We start from the raw sequence: 23,954 nt of genomic DNA, 5'->3' as shown, positions 1-23,954 counted from the left end.
TAGTATCGGAGCGGTTGTGCCTAGCGTTTTCTAGTTATCGGTATTGCCCACCTTTTGATATTTATAGCTACAGCCTTCGATACAAATAGGGCCGCTGGTGGGGGTAAGAATAAAATAATCGGAGAAGAACTCTAAACGATATGTGATGTAACCATCTTCGTTGTCGGCTGAAGTTTCAAACTCGTCGCAGGTATATTCTAAAAACAAGGTGTTTTCCTCTATCCAAAAATTTCCGCTGTCACATTCGGTAAACCTGTTCGAGGAAAATGTTCCGTCCTTATAAAATTCAATCGCCTCCCCATTGTCCACATCTACCCAATATTGGGGGCCGCCTGCACTAATGTACGCCTCGTTATGTATCCATTTGCCTTGTAGTAATGATGCAGTGGGCGAGATGGGGTTATCCGTTTCTTTGTCGCAGGCAATGAACAATAGCAAAACTGGGAATATATAAGAAACGATTTTCATAATCAAGGTGGTTTAGCCATTAGATGTAGATAATGGGCAATGGTTGCTTTTGGTCAATATTCCTTTTTTGTCTTTATTCTTAAAAAATAAGTTAGAAATTATATGTCGTCGATTATTGGTTCAGTAGTTCTATTGCAGGTAAATTGTTTGCAGTACACTGATGTTATGTATATAAAAGAAACCTCCAGTACTATCCCGAGCTAAAATGGCTAATGTTTTTAGTTCGTAGTTTAACTATACGTAGGTGTTTCTTTTTTTATAATATCATTGATGGCGTCCCAAAGACCAATTCTTTTTTCTAGCGCTTGTTTGGCTATGGTGAGTGTTTGTTGCCATTTATCGTCATTGTCGCAAAGTTCAGAAACCATTTTTAGGGATAGGGGGCCGTGTTCATCTCCATCCATTTCTATATGCCTTTCTAGATAATAGGTCAACTTATTGTATAACTTGTTTTCAGAATCTGAATTTTTAAGAATTTCAATGAACATATCGGGGATCAGGTCTTCTCTACCAAATGTAAATGCTGAGGCTACAAGGTGGGGTTGGTTCGTGGCAATAATTGAAAATGAAAATTTGACAAAATCTGCGACACGTTCATCAATATTTATTAGGTTCAAAGAGTCTTCTACCGTATTGCCAGATGTGATATGTTCTATAAAACTATCTATCTCCAATGTATTGGCATTTACCTGTTTCATTGCGTCCAAATACATTTCGAAATGACTTTTAGGTTCTCCCAATTCATTGACATCGCTTTCTTCTCCGTGAACAATTTCGTTTATGAATCTTGCAAGAATCGCATTTTTGGAAGGTACCCACGGAATCTGAACGTTCGTCAGTTGTACTTGAAGAAATTTTAAGAGGGACATAAAATCCCATACCGCGAATACGTGGTTTTCCATAAAAATCTTTATATCCTCTATATTGCTGAGATTTTTATATAGTTGATGGTTTCGCAATTGGTTTCTTAGCTCAAAAATTTCCTTTTCAATATGTTGTATCCTGTCCATTGTATAGGTAAAACTGTTAGGGGCGCGGTATGCCCTATTTAATATGGACGCCAAAATTAAGGTACGGTGTGGGGAATACCTAGAAAATTATGATCGTTTATGGATCTTTTAGAAGTGTATAGGGGCTATAATTTTTTTCCTTTTTTAAGGGAGGGGATAAAATAGTTTATTGTTAAAATTGGGCCTGCCTGTACTTGGTAATGAATCTTGTCCTTTTAATATTACAAACGATTTTTAGAAGTGGCCGGTTTACTTTTTATACGTACACAATAGGCAATGGTTGCCTTTGTTGACGATCGTTAGGTATAGATCGGTTCAAATTTTAGGGCGTTTAACGCCACCTCATATTCCCCTGTTTTGCCGTGTTGTTTTTTGCGATAGATAATGCGTTCGTCTTTGGTAAGTTCGGTTACCTCAAAGCTTCCTCCGTGCATTCCCGAGAAATGGGCCATGGCATTCTTTTTAAAATCTATTAGCAACAGTTTTAGTTTAACATCATCGTCATGTTTAATGGCTTCGTTAGTGAAACTTTCGTTGGCATAGACTTCAAAAACGATGCTATCGCCCCCGTTCAAATACCAGAAATTTCCCGTGAACCAATCATCGAATTTAAAGGAATTGTCGGGCAGGGCAAGTTGGTACCTTAGGTACCAATGGTCGGCTTTTATAGGTACCTGTGATGGATGAAAGGCATCTACAAATAATAAGTGCAAAGATGCTTTTTGACTATGTATGGGAATGTTTTGCATTACGGATAGGGGAGAAGAGGTAGTAGGTGTTTCTTTTAAAATTATTTTACGTTATCAATAGACCTAGCATAGTGTAGTCTAGGATCAAGGAAGAAGTTGTTTGTTTTTAACCTTGGTGCTTTCTTTCCTTTGGCCCGTGGGTAGGTAAAGACACACTCTTTGACAAGCTTTTGCAGGTACGGATGGCTTTTGAGCGACTTGACAATGTGTATGGCCTTGAGAGTTGGCTTATTCCGATTCTCCATTAATCGTTTCCATTATTTCTTTGAAACTATTCAATCCAGATTCTATATTTTCAATTATTTCATTCGCTAAAATATTTGGGTCAGGTAGATTGTCTAAATCGGTTAAACTTTTATCTTTCAGCCAAAAAATATCCAAACTCGTTTTGTCTCTTGCTATGATTTCGTCATAAGTGTATTTTCTCCATCTTCCTTCTGGATTTTCTTCACTCCAAGTTTCTTTTCGTTTGTTAATGTTCTTACCATTATACAACTCAATAAATTCTTTTAAATGCTCTTGACGCATTGGACTTTTCTTTGGTGTATGATGTACGTTTGTTCTGTAATCATAATACCAAATTTCTTTTGTCCAAGGGTCTTTACTTGCAGGCTTGTTGTTAAAAAATAACACATTTGCTTTTACACCTTGGGCATAAAATATTCCTGTTGGTAACCTCAAAATAGTATGTAATTCTGTGGTTTTCATCAATTGTTTACGCACTTCTTCGCCAGCTCCACCTTCAAACAACACATTGTCAGGAAGTACAACAGCAGCTTCTCCATTTATTTTTAATTGTGTTTTTATATGTTGCAAGAAGTTTAATTGCTTGTTAGATGTGGTTTCCCAAAAATCTTGACGATTATAGCTTAAATCTTCTTTTACAATTTCGCCTTGTTCGTTGGTAAAGGTCATACTGCTTTTTTTGCCAAAAGGTGGATTAGCAAGTACATAATCATACCGTTTGCCATCATCTGCAATTAAGGCATCATTGGGATTGATGAACGATTCTCCGTCTATTTCCCCGATGTTGTGCAAATACATATTCATTAAGCACATTCTACGTGTATTGGCAACAATCTCATTACCATAAAAAGTTTTGTTCTTTAAAAACGCTTTTTCTTCTCTATCTAGTTTGTTGTTTTCTACAATCCAATCGTAAGCCGCCAAAAAGAAACCACCAGTTCCACACGCTGGGTCAACAATGGTTCTCATTGGTTTGGGTTGCACACAAGCAACCATTGTTTTGATTAAAGCTCTTGGTGTAAAATATTGACCAGCTCCACTTTTGGTATCTTCTGCGTTTTTCTCTAAAAGTCCTTCATAGATTTTACCTTTGATATCTGCTCCCATCATGCTCCAATCTTCTTTGTCAATTAGATTGATGACTTTTAGCAGTTTGGCTGGGTCTTGTATTTTGTTCTGACTTTTAGTAAAAATCTGTCCTAGCGTTCCTTTTTCTGTAGAAAGTGTACGCAATAATTGGCTGTAAAAAGACTCTAACTCTGCACCACGTTTGCTAGATAAGGTTTCCCAATTGGCAATTTCGGCATTTTCAACCTCATTGCCTTCAACATCTTTTAGCTTTGGAAAAACCAAACCTTTGTTATAAGGTGGTTTATTGAGTTCATCTGCCATTTTTAAGAATAGCAAATAGGTAATTTGTTCTAAATAATCTCCATAACCTACACCATCGTCACGTAGTACATTGGCGAGGTTCCATATTTTTGATATTATGCTTGAATCTGTCATTTTATTTATTTCTATTAAGTACACTAATCACTAAACGTTTTACCGTTTCCATTTCTTCTGGTTTGCTAGAAGCTATAAAAAGGGTTAAACTGGCTAGTGTATCATTACTAATTATAGGTTGATTTTGTGTATTGAAAAGCATTTTGTTTTGCTGTAAAAACTTCAAAAAACAAGCTGCTGCTATTCGTTTATTACCATCAACAAACGAATGGTTTTTTACCACTAAATATAAAAGCATTGTTGCTTTTTCTTCTAATGTTTGGTAAAAATCTTCTTCTCCAAATCCTTTTGCAATTTGAGCTACAGAACTTTGAAAGCTTTTATCTTTTTCTTTACCAAATACAGCACTATCAAATTCGGTTAGCATTTGATTGATTAATTTTTGATAATCTTCTAAACTTGGGTAATCAGCTTCTCTTTTAGTTAAACCTTTTGTATCTAATTGTTCGTGGTCGTAATCATCTAACAGGCTTAAACCTTTTGCAAAAACAGCTAACCATTCATTATCTGTTGATTTTTCTTCAATAGCCCTACTTAAAATGGTAATGCCATCTTTTAGTATTTGTACTTCTTGTTCTTTTTGTGCCAAACGTTTTTCGTTAAGGGTATACCCTTTTACCAAATGGTCTTTTAAGGTTTGAGTTGCCCAAATTCTAAATTGAGTTCCTCTTTTAGAATTAACTCTGTAACCTACAGAAATAATTGCATCTAAATTATAATGTTCTAAATTTCTATTTACTTGCCTTGTCCCTTCTTGACGAACTATCCGGAATTTCCGGATAGTTGAATCTGACGCTAATTCTTCAGAAGCATATATGTTTTTAAGATGTTCATTAATGGTTCTTACATCTTTGCCAAACAGCTCAGCCATTTGGGCTTGCGTAAGCCAAACTGTTTCTTGCTCAAACTGTACATTAATTTGAGTAGAGCCATCTTTGGCTTGGTAAATTTCTATTTGGTTTTGCCTATCCATTTATTATTTCTTGAACTGTTGCAATTTTTACACAAGTTCATTTATTCATAATTCTCCATTCCTAATTGACTATTTCTTTTTCTCTTCTTTTATTCTCTCCAACAAAACACTAGCCGGCTCATAATCTGGGTGTTGTTTACAATCGGCTATTTCTGCTTCACTTAACAATTTACCCTCAAAAGCTTTCTTCAAAATGCTTTGACGTAATGCTTGGGCTTTTTCTAAACTGTCTGCAATATCTTTTTCTACTGTGTCACAAACCGATAAACGACTTTCTATCTCGCTGACGATTTGGTGTTGTTCTTTTATTGTAAAAAGCGGGATTTCTAGACTAGCCAATTCTCCTGAATTAATATTATTTACACCACTAGTAGACTTTGCTTTGGACTCAATTTGAACTCTTAAACTATGTGAACTCAAACAATGTAAAAGATATTTTGAATTAATTTTTTCGTGATTTGGTCTTAATCGAATTAAGTAACCAGCATACAAGTAATTGATATCCTTTTTTGTAATTAAAGCACATTTTCCAACAAGGTCAACACTTCCATTAGACCTGATGGTCAGAATATCACCTTCTTTTAATTTTAATGTTGAAATTTCTTTTTCTTCAAAAGAAGCATATTTTAATTCATCTGTGTTAATTATTCCAGAACCTATATTTGGTATTCGCAAAACTGGTATTCCTTTAACCTCTAAAGAACATTTCTTTGAAGTACCGTATCTAGGTTTATCTATCACATCACCTAGTTTGATTAATTCAGGTGAAGCTTTCTCTTTTGTCAATTCCCCCTCAAAAGCCTTTTTTAAAACAGCTTGTCGGTAAATTTTGAGTTGGTCTTGTGCTTTTTTAAGGTCTGCAATTCCACTATCTAAACTGCTAAATAATTCTTCTATTTTTTTGACAATGGCTTTTTGTTCAACTAGTGGTGGAATATTTAATTTTAGCTTTAAAAATTTACTTTTATTTAATATCGGAAGAGTTGTTGAAGATGCATTTGCTTTTATTTGTTGCTGAAATTCTGAACCTATTATCTGATAATATAAAAAGATGTTAGAAATTCCTTTTTTAGGAAATAACGCATTTATTTGTTGATTAAAAGCTCCTTCGTTTTTAATTAAACCAGTTTTGCCAATTGTAGCTCCAATACAAGTAACCAGAATAGAATTTTTAATAGCTTTTCTTGAGTTCTCAAATCCTAAACTAGATAAGTAATCGTTTGATTTAATTACATTAATTCCAGCGTTTAAATCGGTTGGTTTGTAAAACGGATAATCGTCTTTAGAATAAAATTCTGGTCTTTTTTTACTAGGTGTACCTCCTGTTAAAACTTGCGCAACATTTTCAACTGTACATTCTATCCAATCCTCTTTCATTATGCCGCTAATACTTCATTGAGTTCGTTAATAATGTCATTCATTTGGTTGCCAAATAATTGGTGCATTTTTCCTTTTCCGCCTTTGGCATCAAAAGGGGTGTAATCTAAATCGTCTATTTCTATATGGTAACTGCTCACTACGTGGTCTTTTATCATACGTAACCAATCTAATTGCTCTGGTGTAAAGCGGTTGTGTTGTCCTGCGTTTTGTTTTAACATCCATTGCTGGAAATTACGGTCTATGGTTTTATCGTAGGCTTTTAATTCGCTATCTATTCCACACGCTCTTCTAATTAAGGATACCAAGGCAGTTAATTCATCTTTTGGTTGTTTGCTTTTTACGTCTTCTAAAGTTGCATAAGCATCCCAAACGTAATCAGGTGCTAATAATGGTTTTTCTAATTGTAGTTTTTCCATTACGTCTTTTATCATTTTAAAGGTAATGTTTCTACGGTTGTATGGTTGGTTGTAAAAAATGCTCAATGCCTTAATTTCGTCTTTGTTGGCTTCTAAATATTCGGTAAAGTCTTTTACAACTTCCTTGGCTTTATCTACAGAAGTGGTTTCCCATTCGCTTTTTGTAACGGTATCTATGTTTACGCTATCAATAATTTGTTCGTGTTGTTTTCGTACGTTTTCCAGATACTCGTTCAGTTCGCCATTAAAGGTTTTACTCGCTTCTAAAATCAGTTGTTCTTGTGCTTCCTTTTTAGCGTCTTCAATTAAAGCAGGTGTTTGGTCTTGTACAGGAATTTTATCTATTTCCAATTGTGCTTTTTCATCAATAGCATCTTGGTCAAAAGCGGTAATCAGTTCTTTAGTTATCTGCTTTAGATTTTTGCCACCAGAAAATTCCAATAATTTATCTTTTTCTTTATCGGTAATTTGTTTTTCTAAACGAATTAAACGGTTGGCTATAGACAAAAACAAATCTTCGTCTTGGTGTCCCATTGTAATAGCTCCCAATAAATCTTTCATTGGAACAGATTGCTTACGTTCTAAAGGTCGGCTATCTGTTTTTTTAGATTTGGTGGCACCCACTGCATCTACAATAACAAAGTGCGTTTTGCTTTTAGCTGTTTTGGTAACTAATTGTAAAGAATCGTTATTGATTGTTCGTGTTCCACGCCCTTTCATTTGCTCAAAATAGTTGATGCTTTTTACATCTCGCATAAACAATAAAACTTCTAAAGGTTTTACGTCTGTTCCAGTTGCAATCATATCAACGGTAACGGCAATTCGTGGATAATAGGAATTTCTAAAACGGTTCAGAACCGATTTTGGGTCTTCGTCTATTTTGTAGGTTACTTTTTTACAAAAGTCGTTGCCTTCGTCAAATTCTTCTCGAATGATTTTTATAATATCATCAGCGTGACTGTCGGTTTTTGCAAATACTAAGGTTTTTGGCACTTCGTAATCGCCATTTTCATCCACACGATTAGGATAAATGGTCGTTTTTAAGGCTTTTTTATACTCACGAATAATATTTCGGATTTGACTTGGGTTGACAACCTTTTTATCGAGGTCGTTACGTTGGTAATTCACATCTTCATCTAGCTGCTCCCAACGTTTTTTTCGGGTTAACTTGTCTCTTTTGTCTATATACCAACCCGATTCTACAACGGCACCTTTTTGAGATATTTCTGTTTCGATAGTGTACACATCGTAAGGTACATTTACACCATCCGTTACCGATTCCTCATAAGTGTATTCGCTTACTACATTTTCATTGAAAAAACCGAAGGTTCTTTTATCAGGTGTTGCCGTTAAACCAATCAAAAACGCATCAAAATAGTCTAATACTTGTTTCCAAAGGTTGTATATAGAACGATGGCATTCGTCAATAACGATAAAGTCAAACTGTTCAATAGGTACTTTGGGTGTGTACTCCACAGGAACTGCTTTCTTTTTGCTCATTTGTTTTTTGAGCCAGGTATTTTCTTCAGGGTTTTCCAATTCTGCACTTTCGTCTAATTCTTCTCCTTTTAAAATAGAGTAGAGGCGTTGAATAGTAGAAATACAAACTTGACTATCGTTAGCGATATAACTTGATGTTAAACGCTGAACGTTATATAATTCTGTGAATTTTCGGTTATCGTCATTGGGTTGAAAAGTCATAAACTCTTGTTCGGCTTGCTCTCCCAAGTTTTTGGTATCTACCAAAAATAATATACGTTTTGCGTCTGCGTGTTTTAACAAACGATAAATAAATGTAGCAGCTGTAAAGGTTTTACCTGCACCAGTAGCCATTTGAATTAAGGCTTTTGGTTTGTTCTTTTTAAAAGAATGTTCTAAATTATTAATCGCAACAATTTGAGCAGGACGTAATCCTGTTTCATCAAGTGCAGGAATTGATAACAATCTTTCTCGAAGAGGTTGCCCCTTTTTTAACCATTCTGCAATGGTTTCAGGTTTATGAAAACTAAAAACGTTTCTGCCCCTTGGTTTTGGGTCTCGATAATCTGTAAATCTTGTAATAGTTCCTGTACTTTCATAAACGAAAGGTAAAGGGTCGTTATTTAAGTATTTCAATTTTGCTTCTGCATAACTTTTCGATTGTTCCTCAACAACGGTAAGCCTGTGTCCTTCGTCTTCACGTTTCGCTTCTATAATTCCGACAGGTTTTCGGTCAACGAAAAGCACATAGTCGGCAGGACCAACATCAGTTTGATATTCACGAACAGCAACTCCTTTTCCAGCAGATAAATCCACTTTCTTTTTAGACTGAACTAACCATCCAGCTTCTCGTAGCATTTCGTCTATTTTATCACGAGCTATTTGTTCAGGGTTTTGGTTAATATTAGCAGTCATTTACTAGTTTAATTTTTAATTCTTTTTTGATTGTCAATTTACATTTTTTTCGGCTAGCGGAATGTCGAGCGTTGGCAAAAACAAATGTGCTGTTTGTGCGGTTGGCTTTTTTGTTCAAATGTTCAATTTTCGCTCGATTTTTGCATTACTTACAACAACTCTGTAAACGTACCATCATAGTACGTATATATCTTTTATACTTCTATAAAACATTGGGTTGGCTGCCCAAATGCACCCCAATATATAAATTAAAGTACTATTTTTTTACAGAAAAGCGTACTATAGAAAAAGCCCAAAGAATCTGTTTTACAGAATCAATGGGCCTAAAATAGTATGCTCTTAGATCAAGGAAGAATCTGTTTGTTTTTAACCAAGTTGCATTGTTGGTAACTGGCTTTATAATCTTTCTATGATCTCATTTATTAATTTAGTCGTAGAATCAAATTCTTGATCATTTTCTTTGGCTATTTCGATAGCTTCCTTTGCTTTTTTTAGGGCTTCTGTATATTTTCCGGTTTTAAACAATAAAGCGGCATAGGTGTCTACATTATGATAGTTTTTATCTAATTCAATCGAACGAATAACCCATTTTTTAGCCTCCTCTAGTTCATTGGGGTCTTCTACGTATTTATAATAATCCCAAGCTAGCGAATTTAAGTCAAGTGTACTGTTCCAAATAAATTCCACATCTTTTATGAGCCCTATTTTCAATAGGGTATATGGTAATACATTGTAACTAACGAATGCTTCTGATATATTCCCGTTTTTTAAAGAAAGTATTAGTGGGGCAGACGAAACATTAAATACATTGTCAAATCCTGTTTTACCTTGTCCGATATTGGCATGAAAATTCAAAGACTTGTCCCATTTTAGATGATATCCCTCTTTAAGCACATCTTCTAAACTATTTTCATTATCAACATTGACCGTAATAATATTCATCTTCGATAAATCACATTTATTATAACGATCTATTAATGTTATACACGGGTAACACCAATTGCCACTCCAAGTTATAACAAAAGTAGGTAGTTCTTTATTTAGATTATAAGCAGTGAATATTTCATCAAGTCGTACTGTTTTATTGTTTTTTAAATCGACTATATTAGCATCTATTTGACTAAACGCAATGTTTGTAAGGATTAAAAAAAAGGAAAGAAATGTTAATTGTTTTTTCATTTGGTTGTTGGTTATTGGTTTGAATTATTTCAGGTAATGCCCCGCTACAAGTAGGGAGGTTTTCACCATTTAAAAATAGTGAATTTATTCCCGTTTTTTTAGAAAAGCAATGGAGCCCTGTCTTCCGAGTGCAGCGGCCCCATAAATTAAGGATCAGAATAAAGTGTTTTTAGCTTTTGAGATGAGGGTATAGTTTAGTTTTTGTAGGTTCCTGTTTTTATTTATTTTTCTACCCGCAAAATTTTTTCCATTTTACGGCCTTTTGCCAATTCATCGATTAGTTTTTCCATTCGCCTGCAATCGCGATACAAGGCAAACTCCTCAGGTATTTCTTCAATACGATATCCGCACACCACGCCCTTGATCATATGTGCATTTTGATGTAGTCTGGCGCCCTCGAAAAAATCTTTAAATGTTCCGCTACCTGCAATAAAGGATTGCAAGGTATCTTGATCGTAACCGGTTAGCCACAAAATAACCTGGTCTAGTTCTTCTTTGGTTCTACCATGTTTTTCTATTCTGTTCAGGTAATGTGGATAAATGGACCCGAAGTTCATTTTTGCGATTTTCTCGTTTTTTTCTGCGGTGACCTCTGGCATGATCTTAAATTTATGAGTGCTAACCCGTTTTAGAGATGGCGCCGTTAGGTGCCAGTAGCGGTTTTTATGGTAATATAGTAAATAGAATTAAAAGTTGGTGCATGTAACGGTACCAAAGGGCTTGTATAAAGGCGGATGATCAGAGGGGGAAGGATCAAAGAGGTTCCATCTTTGATTTGACCTTATGTTGTTCTCCAAACAATCTATGAAATTAACAACTATTTCCTATATTTACGCCATACATTGGGGTGCCCTTTTACAGGGCTGAGATTATACCCGGAAGTGGACCACTTCGCACCTGATCCAGGTAATGCTGGCGTAGGGAAATTGGTAGGGCATTCGCCCTAAATTCCATTTTTGGTACCCCAGAACATTATGGACAACCAAATGCAAATGGAATTTTTTTTATCATTGATCGTATTACAATGGATCGGCACCGCCTTTGGTGTGGCGCAAGTACTTTTGGCACGGCAGAACAATGTGCACAATTACCTTTTTGGGATCATTGCCATTTTAATCGGCATCTATGTGATGTACCGGTCTCAATTGTATGCCGACATCTTGCTCAATCTTTACTATTTGGTCATGAGTATCTATGGATGGGTGTATTGGAAATTGGGTAAAAAAGGACGGGAAACCCCTGTTTCATACTCTAATAAAAGAGAGCAGGGCATTGCCATTGGGATCGTTCTGGGGTGTTTTGTAATAATGGCCTATTGGCTTGGCGAGCATACAGACTCCGATGTGCCTTATTGGGATGCTTTGGCCTGCTCCTTTGCATGGGCGGGTATGTGGTTGATGGCAAAAAGAAAAATCGGATGCTGGGTATATCTGAATATCAGCAACTTTATCTCTATACCCTTATTGGTCTATAAAGGCTTGTACATTTATGCAGGATTGACCACCTTTTTGTTCATGGTGGCCATTTCGGGATATATGAAATGGAAAAAAATAATTGCGGAAGAAAATGGTGGCATCTATGAAAAAGCTTAGCGAATTTAATTTCGGACAGGCAGAATTCTCCCCCGAGGTATTGGAGCGTATTGCCCAAGAAAATTTATGGAATCTGTGGGTGCCCAAATCTTACGGAGGGCTCGAGATGTCTTTGTCGGACGGACTAAGAAAATTGAGGGAACTGGCCAAGATAGATGGTAGCCTAGGGTGGACCGTAACCCTGTGCAGTGGGGCTAATTTTTTTATTGGAAACTTACCAAAAACCGTGGCCGATGAAATTTTTAAAGATACAGGCACGCCTGTCTGTTTTGGGGGAAGCGGTGGTGTTTTTGGTACTGCGGAAAGGGTAGGGGAAGGCTATGTGCTGTCGGGAACATGGAAGTACGCCACAGGAGCTCCATTTTTGACCCACTTTACCTTAAATGCCAAGATACAAGAGAATGGAAAAGACCTATTGCAAGCCGACGGCTCTCCGTTGATACGCTCGTTTGTGATAAAAAGGGAAGATGTGCGGATTATTAGGGACTGGAATACCATGGGGTTAAAGGCAACGGCCACCGATTCTTTTGAGGTGCTATCGAAATGGGTGCATGCCAAGTATAGCTTTGTGTACCATGAAGTGCACCAGCCCCACGCTATATTCAAAATACCCTTTGGCCCGTTTGCCGATCTAACCCTTTGGGTAAATTATATTGGCATGGCAGACCATTTTCTGGAAGAGGCCAAAGAGCTGATAGGTTCAGGGGAAAAATTGGAAAACCTTCAAAAAGCTATTGAAAATGCCGATGCATTGACCATGGATTTTGCGGAGCGCATGCAGAAGCAGGTGGCCAATGCAGATAAGGTTCCCGAAGCTTGGATCAATGAGGTACACCAAAGGGCGACAGATTCCGTTCGTTCACTTTCAAAGGTCATCATAGAAATTTTTCCCTGTTTGGGCATCCGTGCCGCTAGTGAAAACCATTGTTTAAACTTGGTATTCAGAGATTTCTTTACCGCTACGCAGCATCATATTTTTAGAAAATAGTATTAATAAAAAAGCTCAAAGAATCTGATTTTTGAATCTTTGGGCATAGACCCCACGGTCTTAATGTTTTTTACGGGTGTAGTATGTTGCAGGCTGTTACTTTTCGTCCGGTTGAATCCAATCCGAATTTCGAACAAAAAATATGTATTGTGCATAGTCTGTGGTAGATGTACCTTCTAAAATGTCATAAGCATCCCAAACGGTTATCAGTTTTTTTACTTTAGTTCCTCTGGTCGAATTTAAATATGGAGAACCTTGGGCATCTAACTTGATCAAACTTATGGTCTTGGGGTCTGTTACCCTTTTATAATCGGCTATGCCTTGTATATACATAAATAATCTATTGTCTTGTGAGTAGTTTAATCTTGTAAATTCTTTCCCTTTATCTTGCATAAACTTAGGTAATGCCCTGCTGTCTACAGTTAATTTAGAATCGACATACAAGCTGTTTAGACTCACCATTCTATCTTTATAGCGTAAGGTTGTGTCTTTCTTTATACGTCCCGCAAAAGTGTAGTTGTAAGCCTGTAGCGTATGTGAAAACCCTAATCCTCCATAGATGTTCTTATTTTTCCATTGATTCTGTTCATGCATCCTTTTAAAGTTTTGGTACATGAATTTGTCTCTGCTTCTGGTTTGTGCGTAATTAGAAAGGTTGAACTCGATATTTGTCAGCAAATCAATTGTGTTCTTGCTTAATTTTGATTCTTCTTTTTGTATAATATTAGTGAGGTTGCTTATGGACCATGAAATTAAGGAGTCGTTTTCGCACTGAATCTCTTTATGATATTTTTCAGGTAGTTTTTCTTTCAACAGTTTTCTGACTAGATCAAAGTCCGCAATTCTATCGATACCAACAAGTTGAAATTTCGAATTTTCAGGAAGTAGCTTATAATATGCTCTCATTTTTTCCCATTTATTTCTGTATTGCTTAGAAACAGTACCTATAAAAACAGGCCATTTTTTTAATATATTTTGGAGCTCAAGATTATTTGAGCCTTTTAAATATTCTTGCAGGTAATAGGCTTGGGCCATATCCATTTCAGCCAAATAAACGTCTATTTTTATTTTTTCGTTAAGTTGGGTAAATAGTGCAAAATCAATTCTGGGCGAAGTTTCAACTTCGTGCACTTCGCCTAATAAAAAAAGTTTGTTTTGATAAAAATTAGTATCTAATGAATTGAACCAGAGTGTGTCTTTCATTTTAATAACCTCGGTGTGTTCTTTTAAATAATTCACATATTTACTTGATGAGCAACTTGTAAAAATTACTAAAGAAATCACTAGGATAATGAGTGTACGGATTTTCATTTTTTTGCTTTTTTTAAGATCTCTACAAATAGAATCCAAAAAAATAAGGGCAAAAAAAAAGTGTGATTAATTTGAAATATTTGGTTTAAAATTGAAGTGTCTGGGCTTATTTTGAAGGCTATTGGGACGAATTTGAAAGCCTTTTATGCAAAGCTTCGTAATACACTTGAGAGATAGGAATGGTTTCTTCAGTTTCATGAATTCTAATAAAACGCTTTCTGGCGTTTCCTTCTAGAGATTTAAGATAATCCAGATTAACCAGGTAAGAGCGATGTACTTGCCATGCTTTAGGTAATTGTTTCATAATATTCGATAAGGTATTACGAAAGGTTTTTTGTTGAATGCCGGTTTCGGTTCTATAATAGACATCCACATAATTTTGTTGCGCTTTCGCAAAAACAAAATCCGACTCATAAATTTTTAAGGTTTCAGATTTGTTCTTTCCGTTAATAGTAATGGTTTTGTTTTTTTCAATGTTCTTTTCATCGTACATAGGAACTTCTATTAAACCATATTTAGAACGTAGGTACAGCCAAAAAGGTACTATAATGGGTATGAACGGAAATCCGAAAGAGGTTATAAAGTCCCATATCAAATCGAAAGTAAATGATGTTCGACCACTTATTATATAGAAATGATAAAAAAAGGCAAAGAGAAATATTATAAAGAGTGTTGAGATGATATAAAAAACCTCATTTAGTATAAACCAACGGTTTGTTTGAATTTCGTAAAAGTAATTTTCTATCGGATGAACAAGTAGTATGGGGATTATAATGCAAAGCGCATAACCGGATAGAATCACATATTTGTAAGAAAAACTATTGCTATTGTCAAAAGGTTCTAAGGTAATTAACAAAAGAGGAAGTAATACACCTAACAATAACGCAGTCCAAAAAGTGTGTTTCCAATTTTTGGTATATGCGATGGTTTTATTCAATGAAATCATTTATTTCTTTTTCGATTGTCCTGTTAATTATGACGAACAGTTTAGCTATGCGCAGTTTAGATGTATAATGTACAGTCACAAATCTATACTGAACGGGTTAAAACTGCGATTTTACGTTTTAAATTTAATAAACAAAATAGTCTAATCGGAGATTTTTAGGAGGAGGAGGTAGAAACTTTGGTGTAGTACTAATTCTAATAGTTTCCCTTATTGCTTTGACCTACCGTAGGTACGGTTTTTGTTTAAAAAAATCTATTTTCGCCATATTTTCTTAATATGATACAAATACGGGTGTAATAATATGGTTTTTATATTTTATTGGTAAAAATTTTGCGTAGCTCATAAATAAATCTATATATTTGGTAAACCAAATTGGTAAACCAATTATATTATGCATTTAAACAAACTATCCATCTTATTATTATCTGCACTCATTATAGTGGGTTGTGGATCAGAATCAACCGAACAACAAAACTTGGTACATAACGTAGCGGAATTCAATGCATTGGTTCCCGATCTTCAACCGGGCGATGTCGTAACGCTTGCCAATGGCGTTTGGGAAAATGCCGAACTTTTGTTCGAGGGTCATGGTACGGCAGAGAAACCGATCAAATTAACTGTTGAGGAAAAAGGAAAGGTAATTTTGGAAGGGCAGTCAAATTTGAGAATGGCCGGTGAACATTTAATCGTAGAGGGCCTTGTTTTTAAAAACGGATTTACCCCGACCACAGAGGTTATTTCCTTTAAGAAAGATAAAAATACTTTGGCCAACAATAGTAGGTTAACAGAATGTGTAATCGATAATTTTAATAACCCAGAAAGGCACGAACCCGATACTTGGGTCGCCATTTATGGTAAAAATAACCGAGTGGATCACAATCATCTCGTAGGAAAACGTAATCGTGGCGTTACCATGATCGTACGTTTAAACTCCGAAGCTAGCCAAGAGAACCACAACCAGATCGATCATAATTATTTTGGCCCTCGACAAAACCTTGGTTCCAATGGGGGTGAAACCTTAAGAATAGGAACAAGTCATTATTCTAGAACAAATTCTAATACTGTAGTGGAATCTAACTACTTTGATAGATGTAATGGTGAGCATGAGATTATATCCAATAAGTCGGGCTCGAATACTTATAAGGGCAATGTGTTTTACGAGTGCACAGGAACCTTGACCATGCGCCATGGAGAAAACACCCTTGTGGATGGTAATATTTTTATTGGAAACAATAAACCTAGCACGGGTGGTATTCGTGTAATCAACGGCAAGCAGACCGTTACCAATAATTATGGGGTAGGTTTAACGGGATATCGTTTTCGTGGTGCTTTTGTAATCATGAACGGGATCTATAACTCTCCGATCAATAGGTACGATCAGGCCAAAGATGCGATTGTTCGCAACAACACTTTTATCAATAGCGACCATATACAACTTTGTGCCGGTGCAGATGCCGAACGTAATGCCCCACCTGTAGATTCCTTTGTGGAGAATAATATTTTCTACAATGAAAATCGCGACAACCTTTTTACTGTTTACGATGACATCAGCGGTATAACCTTCAACAACAATCTTGTGAGTAAAAATGTAGTCCTTATCAATGAGGGTGGGTTTTTTAAACAAGATTTGGAATTGGCGGAGAATGGATCGGGATTATTGGTGCCCGTGAACGCCCCAGAGGGAGTCGGTGCCGATCTTCCGGAAAATATTTTATCAAAAAACGATACGGGTGTTTCTTGGTACCCTAAAGATGATACCGATGTGGCACTGTCCTCTGGCAATACCATTGAAGTAGCAGCTGGATTGAATGCGCTATTTGATGCTGTCAAAGAGGCAAATGCAGGTGACGTGTTGGTTTTGGAAGGTGGAGCATCCTATCCGAATACAAAAACCATAGAAGTGGACAAGCCCTTAAGTATCACCTCTAAAGGGAATCAGAAGGCAAAAGTGTTCTTTGAGAAAAAATCACTCTTTCAAATAAACAATGGTGGTAGCCTGTCTTTGTCACATTTGGTGTTCGATGGGGAAGATGCTCCTGATAGAACAGGTAATTCAGTTATTACTACCAGCAAATATTCCATGAACAAAAATTACAAACTGTTTATAGATGATTGCGATTTTGTAAACTTGGATGTAAACCATTCTTACGATGCCATTCGTGTGTACAAAAACACATTTGCCGATACCTTAAGTATCACAAACTCTAAGTTCAAGACCATTACCGGTAATGTGGTCGCCCTGGACAAGGAAACCGATGATATAGGAATCTATAACGCGGAATATGTTATTTTTAAGAATAACAGCTTTACCGATATTGGAGGTGCGGCGTTACGATTGTACCGAGGTGGAAAGGATGAGAGTACCTTTGGTCCATTCTTGGAAATGGAACATAATGTGTTCGATAATGTAGGTTTTGATGCTCGTAATAAATACAATTCCGCCGTATCGCTTTACGGAGTTCAGGTAATAGGCATAGAGAACAATATTTTTAATAAGACCAAAGGTATTAATATGCACTTGGTGGTAGGTGAACCCATTGTGAATGTACTTAACAATAACTTTTACCAATCGGATAAGCTCACGGTTACCGGAGATCAAAAATACCGTACAGAAAATCTTTGGGAGATAGATCCTGGGTTTGCCGAAGAAGGATATGAATTAAAGCCCGGTTCCCCTTTAAAAGGAAAAGGCACCAAAGGCCAGGATGTCGGATTATTATTTGATCAGTAAAAGATGAAGTATGTAAAGTATTTAGTGGTTCTGTTGGTTGTAGTTGCAACCAGTAACAATGTTTTAAGGGCGCAAGACCATCCAAAACTGATTTTGACCCAAGAAGGTGTAAAGGAAATAAGGGCCAATCTGGGCAATCTGCCCATTTTGGACAAAACACTGGCCGCTATAAAAGAAGAGGTCGATGCAGCTATACAGAAAGGGATAGACGTGCCCGTACCCAAAGACTATTCTGGCGGTTATACCCACGAAACCCACAAACGTAATTATAGACTGATGCAAAAAGCAGGTATTTTGTACCAATTGCTGAATGACTATAGGTATGCATTATATGTACACGAGATGCTCAAGGCTTATGCAGAACTCTACCCCACGCTGCCCGTACACCCCAAAGAACGATCGTATGCCAGGGGCAAATTGTTTTGGCAATGTTTAAATGATTCCAACTGGTTGGTGTATGCAAGTCAGGCTTACGATTGTATATATGATTACCTGAGCAAGAAAGAACGTAAGCATTTAGAGAAAAATTTATTTAAACCTTTTGCCGACTTTATTTCCATTCAAAATCCTCATTTTTTCAATAGGATCCACAATCATAGTACTTGGGGCAATGTGGCGGTGGGCATGATTGCCCTGGTCGTGGATGATGAAGATCTGCTGGAAAGGGCACTGTATGGGATCAAAGATGTGGAGTTAAACACTGGAACCAAGGACAACGATGGCGGATTTATTATTGAAGAAGGAAAAGCAGCCGGGTTTTATGCAAATTTGGACGAACCTTTTTCTCCCGATGGTTATTATACAGAAGGGCCTTATTATCAACGGTATGCCATGTATCCATTCTTGATTTTTGCCCAAGCCCTGCAAAATGTAAAACCTGAACTAAAAATATTTGAGTACAATGACGACGTATTGGTAAAAAGTGTATACGCCCTGTTGGACCTTTCGGACCAAGATGGAGATTTTTTTCCAATAAACGATGGGCAAAAAGGAATGTCCTATTACAATACCTCCTTGGTAAATGCTGTGGACGTAGCTTATTATTATGGCAACAAAGACCCGCGGTTATTGGATATTGCCCAAAAACAAGGGACCGTTGTTCTTAACGATGCCGGACTGGCAGTGGCAAAAGGACTAAAAAATGGGGAAAAGCAACCTTATGTTAAAAAAAGTATGCAATTGCGCGATGGTGCCAACGGGGAGCAAGGGGGAATCTCGGTACTGAGGAAAGACAAGTTAGAGCTCGTTTTTAAGTACACGGCCCAAGGACTGAGCCACGGGCACTACGATAAATTGTCCTATTCATTTTATGAAGACGGAGATGAAGTTGTACAAGACTACGGATTGGCCCGTTTTGTCAACATAGAACAAAAGGGTGGGGGCAATTATTTAAAAGAAAATAAAACTTGGGCCAAACAAACAGTAGCTCATAATACATTGGTACAGGATCAAAGTTCCCATTTTGGAGGTAAGTACGAGATAGGCAGTAAAAATCACTCCGAATATTACCTTTTTAATAGTGAAGACCCAAAATTACAGGTGGTAAGTGCTATCGAAGAAAATGCATATCCCGGAACAAAAATGCATCGTACCATGGTCATGATACAAGATAAGGGGTGGCAAAAACCTATCATATTGGATGTGATGCAGGTGGAATCCGACAAGGCCCATCAGTATGATATGCCTTTTTATTATTTGGGTCAATTAATGACACTGAACGTTCCGTATAACACCGAAGAAGTGTTACGACCCATGGGGAAGGATTTTGGTTACCAACATATATATAAAGAAGGTGACGCCAAGTTGACCAATGAAAACCTAAAGTTTTCGTGGATGGCCAATAATCATTTTTATACATTAACGTCACTTGCTACAGAAAAGGATAGTTTAATTTTAGGAAGAGTGGGGGCTACGGACCCAGAATTTAATTTACGGAGAGACCCTGTTCTGATCCATAGGAAAAGTGAAGAGTTAAATACCGTGTTCGCTTCTGTTTTAGAATCTCACGGCACCTATAGTCCGGTAACCGAACTAGCGGTAAACGCTACTTCGAATATTAAAAACCTTTCTAAAGTTTATGATAAAGATGGGTATTGGGCAATTCGTATAGATACCGTAGATGGCCGTAAAAATGTTTTTGTGTTTTCGGCAGTGAACAAAGCAACAGACCAAAATCATAATATTAGCATAGAAGGCCTGGAATTAAAATGGAAAGGACCGTTTGCACTAATCAATATAAATTAAAACAAGAAGTAAGATGAAATCATTTGGATCAAGTAAAGAATTCATTTTTGGGGAAGAGATGGAATGGGAAACCGTAGGTGAAGGAGTTAGAAGAAAAATAATGGCCTACGATGACAAAATTATGCTCGTTAATGTACAATTTGATGAGGGAGGTATTGGACCCATGCATGATCATTACCATTCGCAGACCACCTATGTGGTAAGTGGTGAATTTGAACTTACCATAGGTAAGGAAACCAAATTAATGAAAGCTGGGGATGCCTTTTATATCCCACCTCATGTAAGCCATGGCGCCATATGCAAAAAAGCTGGTGTGCTTATCGATGTGTTTAGTCCTATCCGAGAGGATTTTATGGAGAATAGTTAAAAACAAGGCCTTAAAATAGGATTATGGCATTTTATAAGGTGTTAAAATATGATTTTGCTAGATACTTTAACATTTTTTTGATGTGATAACTTTTATTTAACATTTTAATCATCTATATTTGGTAAACCAATTTGGTTAACCAGATAATAATAAAAAAGAAAAATATGGGGACATAGCGCACAAAAAAAGGATAGGTGCACGCCTATCCTTTCGAAATATCACTTCTTAGGAGGGAAGTAATATGTTACAGATACACTTTTAATGTAAATGTAGATTACAAAATTACTAAAATTCATTTGATTTTGGCTCTACATTAGATTGAAAGTAAGATTGGAAAAGAATCATAGCTGCACACTATGAGTGAAAATTAATAAAATAGATAAATTCTAACTAGCTAAACAAATGAATTTCAAACTAAAACTATTGCTGGTGGTCGTAGGGCTAATGAACCTACAACTATTTGCCCAAGATACCTACACCGTTACGGGTGTGGTAACAGATGCAGAAAATGTTCCCATACCGGGGGCCAATATTATTGTTGTTAATACGACTAGAGGAACACAATCCGATTTTGACGGAAATTTTTCCATAGAAGTGTCAGAAGGAGAATCTCTTCGTTTTTCTTATGTAGGGTATACTACGCAGACTATTGCAATTACGGGTCAGAGTACATTGAACGTTGTAATGGCCGAGGATCTTAATCAATTGGACGAAGTGGTTATCGTAGGGTATGGTACAAGAAAGAAGGTACACATGACCGGGGCGGTTTCACAGGTTGTAAACGAAGATCTTGACCAGATTGCCGTTGCAAGGGTAGATGATGCCCTTGTGGGTCAAATAGCAGGTGTGAACATCCAGGCAACAGAGGGTGAAGCCGGATCCGCGCCCACGATTAGAATTCGTGGTGTAGGCTCGTTAAACGGTGACTCTTCGCCTTTGGTCGTTGTCGATGGACTTCCTGTTGATAGTGACTTTTTAGGAAACCTTGATATGAACGAGGTAGAGAGTTTTGATGTGTTAAAAGATGCAGCTTCATCTGCCATTTATGGTTCAAGAGGTTCTAACGGTGTAATTTTGATTACCACTAAACAAGGTAAAACCGGTAAGACCAAATTCAGCTATAACACCTATGTAGGTTTTAAGGAGGCAAGACAGAGCGATTCTTATTACTTTTCCATAGCCGAAACCGCACAAGCTGAACTGGCGGCAACAGGAACCCTTTCAGACAGAACAAAATACAAACAATTAATAGGTGTTGACCGTGATTGGCAAGATGTCATTTTCGACGGAGGTAAAATAGAAAGTCACTCACTTAGTGCACGTGGAGGTAGCGAAAACACAAAGTTCAGTGTATCCCTCGGGTACTTGCACGATGAAGGTGTATTGTTAACAGATGACTACAAACGTTATAATGCACGTTTAAAGGTAGATACCAAGGTTGGCAAGAGCTTTAGTTTTGGCGGTAATTTGGCCCCGTCATACACTCGTAGAAGTCGTTTTGACGGATCTACCCACGATATTTTAAGGCAAACACCTTGGCTACCAGTGTACCACGATGCCAATACTATCCAGTATGTGGATAGAACGGTTTATCCAGATGTCCAGATTGGTGATTATGCACTACAGAGACATTTTGATAACTATGACCTTTATGGTGATGGTAGTACGTTGGTGGATATTTCCAATACATCGAATACGAACCCTGCAGCAAAAGTGTTGGAGAGGGATCGTAATGACTATAAATTTAAACTGGCAGGTAATTTCTATGTTCAGTACAAAATAATGGATGGCCTAAGCTTTAAGACTTCTCTTTCAGGGGATTATCAAAATACTTTTCAAGATAGATGGCAAGGGGTACTTTCCAGTAGAAACGGTGCATCGGGGGCGAGTTACGATGTAGCGAACGAAAACAGATTTCACTTTGTTTCTGAAAACTACTTTACATATGATAAAGTATTTGGAAAACATGATTTAGCGGTAATCGCTGGTGCCTCTGCGGAAAAATGGGATTGGCAAGGAGATAGTTCATCAGGTACAGGCTATACATCCGATTTGTTGAAGACCCTAAGTGCCGCAACCCAATTGACATCTATAGGCTCTTTTAAACTTCAAGAAAGATTTCAGTCTTATTTTGGAAGGGTAAACTATGCCTATGACAATAAATACTTGGCATCGGTTAGTTATCGTAGGGACGGTAGTTCTATTTTTGGGGTAGACAAAAAGTTTGGTGATTTTCCAGCGGCTTCCTTGGGATGGAGAGTTTCTGAAGAAAACTTCTTAAAGGACAGCAACTTTATAAGCAACCTTAAATTAAGGGTCAGTTACGGTTTCACGGGTAATAAGGATATTGATACCGGTAGTGACGTAGTTGATTTGTATCCGTCCATACCATTATTGGGTACCGATGTGTATAATTCCCAAGCAGCCTTTGTTGCTTTGAACATACAAAACCCTTCTTTACAATGGGAACGATTGGAAGAATTTAACCCAGGAATCGATTTTGGTTTCTTTAACGGGGTAATTTCCGGTTCTTTTGATTATTACGAGAGAACAAGTGATAACCTATTATTGTACAATCCGGTTTCATCCACCACCGGTTTTGATAGTGCCCTTGTTAACTTAGGGGAAGTAAAGAACAGTGGTTTTGAAATAGAACTTAGAACACGTAACGTTACCAAAGAGAAATTCAGATGGTCTACAACCTTTTTGGCATCCATGAACGAAAACGAACTGACCGACTTTGCGGATGCCAATGGTCAAATCCAAAACGTGGATGACAAGCGTGCCGCGGAATGGATCAACCTTGAGGGCAATCCCATTTCATCTTTCTATGGATGGGTTGTAGATAGAGACATACCGTTAGAATACCTGAACAATCCCTATCATCCGGTCGGAGGTGAAGCGCAAGACGTTTATGTTAAGGACCTGAACGGAGATGGGCTCATAGATGACGATGACAAAACCATACTGGGAGATCCATATCCAGAATTGGTATGGAGTGTTACCAATGACTTTAAAATTGGTAACATGGATATAAGTTTCTTGTTTCAAGGTAGTCACGGAGCCGAAGTACGTAACATGGGAGATCAATATCTGTTCAATCACTTTAATAGCTCACAAGATTTTAATGTGGAAACCACACCGGATCAAGGTTTTATTAAAGAAAAGATATTTACGGACGATATCATACAAGATGCTTCATATATAGCCTTGCGAAATTTAAATATAGGTTTCAATTTTCCGAGAGATCTTACGGATAAATTAGGACTGTCCAAATTTAGACTTTATGTAGCCGGTCAAAATTTAATGTACTTGACGGCAGATGATTACACTGGTTTTAATCCAGAATCGATTAATGATACCAGTCCTACCACTTATGGTTACCAGAGAGCCGGTTCACCGGTATTTAGAACAATTTCTATAGGAACCAATATTGAATTTTAAGGTGAAAATT

17 protein-coding genes and 1 riboswitch are annotated in these 23,954 nt (G+C 37.0%); of the genes, 6 read left to right on the top strand and 11 right to left on the bottom strand.

The features are described 5' to 3' along the window. Nucleotides 1-30: 30 nt before the first annotated feature. The 9 genes from AB657_RS05055 to AB657_RS05015 all read right to left on the bottom strand — a co-directional run bounded on the left by AB657_RS05055 (nt 31) and on the right by AB657_RS05015 (nt 10,920). Nucleotides 31-468 carry a hypothetical protein gene (locus AB657_RS05055; protein ID WP_047245495.1) on the bottom strand — a complete coding sequence of 146 codons (438 nt, stop codon included), beginning with the start codon at nt 466-468 and terminating at the stop codon, nt 31-33. A gap of 230 nt (nt 469-698) precedes the next feature. Continuing rightward, on the bottom strand, nt 699-1,478 hold the full coding sequence (locus tag AB657_RS05050; protein ID WP_047245494.1) for a DUF3050 domain-containing protein: 780 nt from the start codon (nt 1,476-1,478) through the stop codon (nt 699-701). A gap of 299 nt (nt 1,479-1,777) precedes the next feature. Further along, nucleotides 1,778-2,191, bottom strand: a complete 414-nt coding sequence (locus AB657_RS05045; RefSeq protein ID WP_157491591.1) for a hypothetical protein — start codon at nt 2,189-2,191, stop codon at nt 1,778-1,780. A gap of 264 nt (nt 2,192-2,455) precedes the next feature. Next, on the bottom strand, nt 2,456-3,979 hold the full coding sequence (locus tag AB657_RS05040) for a class I SAM-dependent DNA methyltransferase (RefSeq protein WP_047245492.1): 1,524 nt from the start codon (nt 3,977-3,979) through the stop codon (nt 2,456-2,458). Between the two features lies 1 nt (nt 3,980). Next, nucleotides 3,981-4,952: a virulence protein RhuM/Fic/DOC family protein gene (gene rhuM, locus AB657_RS05035; RefSeq protein WP_047245491.1), complete on the bottom strand. Its 972-nt coding sequence runs from the start codon at nt 4,950-4,952 to the stop codon at nt 3,981-3,983. Between the two features lie 69 nt (nt 4,953-5,021). Continuing rightward, nucleotides 5,022-6,329, bottom strand: coding sequence for a restriction endonuclease subunit S (locus AB657_RS05030; RefSeq protein ID WP_084696378.1), 1,308 nt, complete (start codon nt 6,327-6,329; stop codon nt 5,022-5,024). Beyond that, complete coding sequence (locus tag AB657_RS05025; protein ID WP_047245489.1) at nt 6,329-9,142, bottom strand: type I restriction endonuclease subunit R; 2,814 nt, start codon at nt 9,140-9,142, stop codon at nt 6,329-6,331. Before AB657_RS05025 ends, AB657_RS05030 begins: the two co-directional genes overlap by 1 nt. Before the next feature lie 396 nt (nt 9,143-9,538). Further along, nucleotides 9,539-10,321: a hypothetical protein gene (locus tag AB657_RS05020; RefSeq protein WP_047245488.1), complete on the bottom strand. Its 783-nt coding sequence runs from the start codon at nt 10,319-10,321 to the stop codon at nt 9,539-9,541. Nucleotides 10,322-10,542: 221 nt separating this feature from the next. Next, nucleotides 10,543-10,920: a DUF2200 domain-containing protein gene (locus AB657_RS05015; protein WP_047245487.1), complete on the bottom strand. Its 378-nt coding sequence runs from the start codon at nt 10,918-10,920 to the stop codon at nt 10,543-10,545. 234 nt (nt 10,921-11,154) lie between these two features. After that, a riboswitch (TPP riboswitch) is annotated at nt 11,155-11,262 on the top strand. A gap of 45 nt (nt 11,263-11,307) precedes the next feature. Here AB657_RS05015 and pnuC point away from each other — a divergent pair. Together pnuC and AB657_RS05005 are read left to right on the top strand one after the other, a co-directional pair. Beyond that, nucleotides 11,308-11,913 carry a nicotinamide riboside transporter PnuC gene (gene pnuC / locus AB657_RS05010; RefSeq protein WP_047247818.1) on the top strand — a complete coding sequence of 202 codons (606 nt, stop codon included), beginning with the start codon at nt 11,308-11,310 and terminating at the stop codon, nt 11,911-11,913. Further along, on the top strand, nt 11,900-12,901 hold the full coding sequence (locus tag AB657_RS05005; RefSeq protein WP_047245486.1) for an acyl-CoA dehydrogenase family protein: 1,002 nt from the start codon (nt 11,900-11,902) through the stop codon (nt 12,899-12,901). The genes pnuC and AB657_RS05005 overlap by 14 nt, the downstream gene beginning before the upstream one ends. Before the next feature lie 96 nt (nt 12,902-12,997). On the opposite strand, the gene AB657_RS05000 is transcribed toward AB657_RS05005, so the two are convergent. Together AB657_RS05000 and AB657_RS04995 are read right to left on the bottom strand one after the other, a co-directional pair. Continuing rightward, a complete protein-coding gene (locus AB657_RS05000) occupies nt 12,998-14,104 on the bottom strand; it encodes a TraB/GumN family protein (RefSeq protein ID WP_157491589.1) in 1,107 nt (368 codons plus the stop codon). Nucleotides 14,105-14,330: 226 nt separating this feature from the next. Beyond that, nucleotides 14,331-15,158, bottom strand: a complete 828-nt coding sequence (locus tag AB657_RS04995) for a LytR/AlgR family response regulator transcription factor (RefSeq protein ID WP_047245484.1) — start codon at nt 15,156-15,158, stop codon at nt 14,331-14,333. A gap of 391 nt (nt 15,159-15,549) precedes the next feature. Here AB657_RS04995 and AB657_RS04990 point away from each other — a divergent pair, with 391 nt between their 5' ends. The 4 genes from AB657_RS04990 to AB657_RS04975 all read left to right on the top strand — a co-directional run bounded on the left by AB657_RS04990 (nt 15,550) and on the right by AB657_RS04975 (nt 23,944). Beyond that, complete coding sequence (locus tag AB657_RS04990) at nt 15,550-17,889, top strand: chondroitinase-B domain-containing protein (protein ID WP_047245483.1); 2,340 nt, start codon at nt 15,550-15,552, stop codon at nt 17,887-17,889. Nucleotides 17,890-17,892: 3 nt separating this feature from the next. Next, nucleotides 17,893-20,133, top strand: coding sequence for an alginate lyase family protein (locus AB657_RS04985; protein ID WP_047245482.1), 2,241 nt, complete (start codon nt 17,893-17,895; stop codon nt 20,131-20,133). A gap of 13 nt (nt 20,134-20,146) precedes the next feature. Beyond that, on the top strand, nt 20,147-20,500 hold the full coding sequence (locus AB657_RS04980) for a cupin domain-containing protein (RefSeq protein WP_047245481.1): 354 nt from the start codon (nt 20,147-20,149) through the stop codon (nt 20,498-20,500). A 402-nt stretch (nt 20,501-20,902) separates the two neighbouring features. Beyond that, a complete protein-coding gene (locus AB657_RS04975) occupies nt 20,903-23,944 on the top strand; it encodes a SusC/RagA family TonB-linked outer membrane protein (RefSeq protein ID WP_047245480.1) in 3,042 nt (1,013 codons plus the stop codon). The last annotated feature ends 10 nt before the right edge of the window (nt 23,945-23,954 follow it).

The sequence above is a fragment of the Maribacter thermophilus genome, assembly GCF_001020565.1.
Taxonomy (GTDB): Bacteria; Bacteroidota; Bacteroidia; order Flavobacteriales; family Flavobacteriaceae; genus Maribacter; species Maribacter thermophilus.
Note: the sequence above shows the minus strand (reverse complement) of the source record. Positions and strands in the feature narration are given on the sequence as shown.

Excerpts from the sequence above, each read along its gene's own strand:
- AB657_RS05040 (WP_047245492.1), bottom strand. The coding sequence starts at position 3,979 with ATGACAGATTCAAGCATAATATCAAAAATATGGAACCTCGCCAATGTA.
- AB657_RS05015 (WP_047245487.1), bottom strand. The coding sequence starts at position 10,920 with ATGCCAGAGGTCACCGCAGAAAAAAACGAGAAAATCGCAAAAATGAAC.
- AB657_RS05025 (WP_047245489.1), bottom strand. The coding sequence starts at position 9,142 with ATGACTGCTAATATTAACCAAAACCCTGAACAAATAGCTCGTGATAAA.
- AB657_RS04990 (WP_047245483.1), top strand. The coding sequence starts at position 15,550 with ATGCATTTAAACAAACTATCCATCTTATTATTATCTGCACTCATTATA.
- rhuM (WP_047245491.1), bottom strand. The coding sequence starts at position 4,952 with ATGGATAGGCAAAACCAAATAGAAATTTACCAAGCCAAAGATGGCTCT.
- AB657_RS05000 (WP_157491589.1), bottom strand. The coding sequence starts at position 14,104 with ATGAAAGACACACTCTGGTTCAATTCATTAGATACTAATTTTTATCAA.
- AB657_RS04980 (WP_047245481.1), top strand. The coding sequence starts at position 20,147 with ATGAAATCATTTGGATCAAGTAAAGAATTCATTTTTGGGGAAGAGATG.
- AB657_RS05030 (WP_084696378.1), bottom strand. The coding sequence starts at position 6,329 with ATGAAAGAGGATTGGATAGAATGTACAGTTGAAAATGTTGCGCAAGTT.
- AB657_RS04995 (WP_047245484.1), bottom strand. The coding sequence starts at position 15,158 with ATGATTTCATTGAATAAAACCATCGCATATACCAAAAATTGGAAACAC.
- AB657_RS05050 (WP_047245494.1), bottom strand. The coding sequence starts at position 1,478 with ATGGACAGGATACAACATATTGAAAAGGAAATTTTTGAGCTAAGAAAC.
- AB657_RS05005 (WP_047245486.1), top strand. The coding sequence starts at position 11,900 with ATGAAAAAGCTTAGCGAATTTAATTTCGGACAGGCAGAATTCTCCCCC.
- AB657_RS04975 (WP_047245480.1), top strand. The coding sequence starts at position 20,903 with ATGAATTTCAAACTAAAACTATTGCTGGTGGTCGTAGGGCTAATGAAC.
- pnuC (WP_047247818.1), top strand. The coding sequence starts at position 11,308 with ATGCAAATGGAATTTTTTTTATCATTGATCGTATTACAATGGATCGGC.
- AB657_RS04985 (WP_047245482.1), top strand. The coding sequence starts at position 17,893 with ATGAAGTATGTAAAGTATTTAGTGGTTCTGTTGGTTGTAGTTGCAACC.
- AB657_RS05055 (WP_047245495.1), bottom strand. The coding sequence starts at position 468 with ATGAAAATCGTTTCTTATATATTCCCAGTTTTGCTATTGTTCATTGCC.
- AB657_RS05020 (WP_047245488.1), bottom strand. The coding sequence starts at position 10,321 with ATGAAAAAACAATTAACATTTCTTTCCTTTTTTTTAATCCTTACAAAC.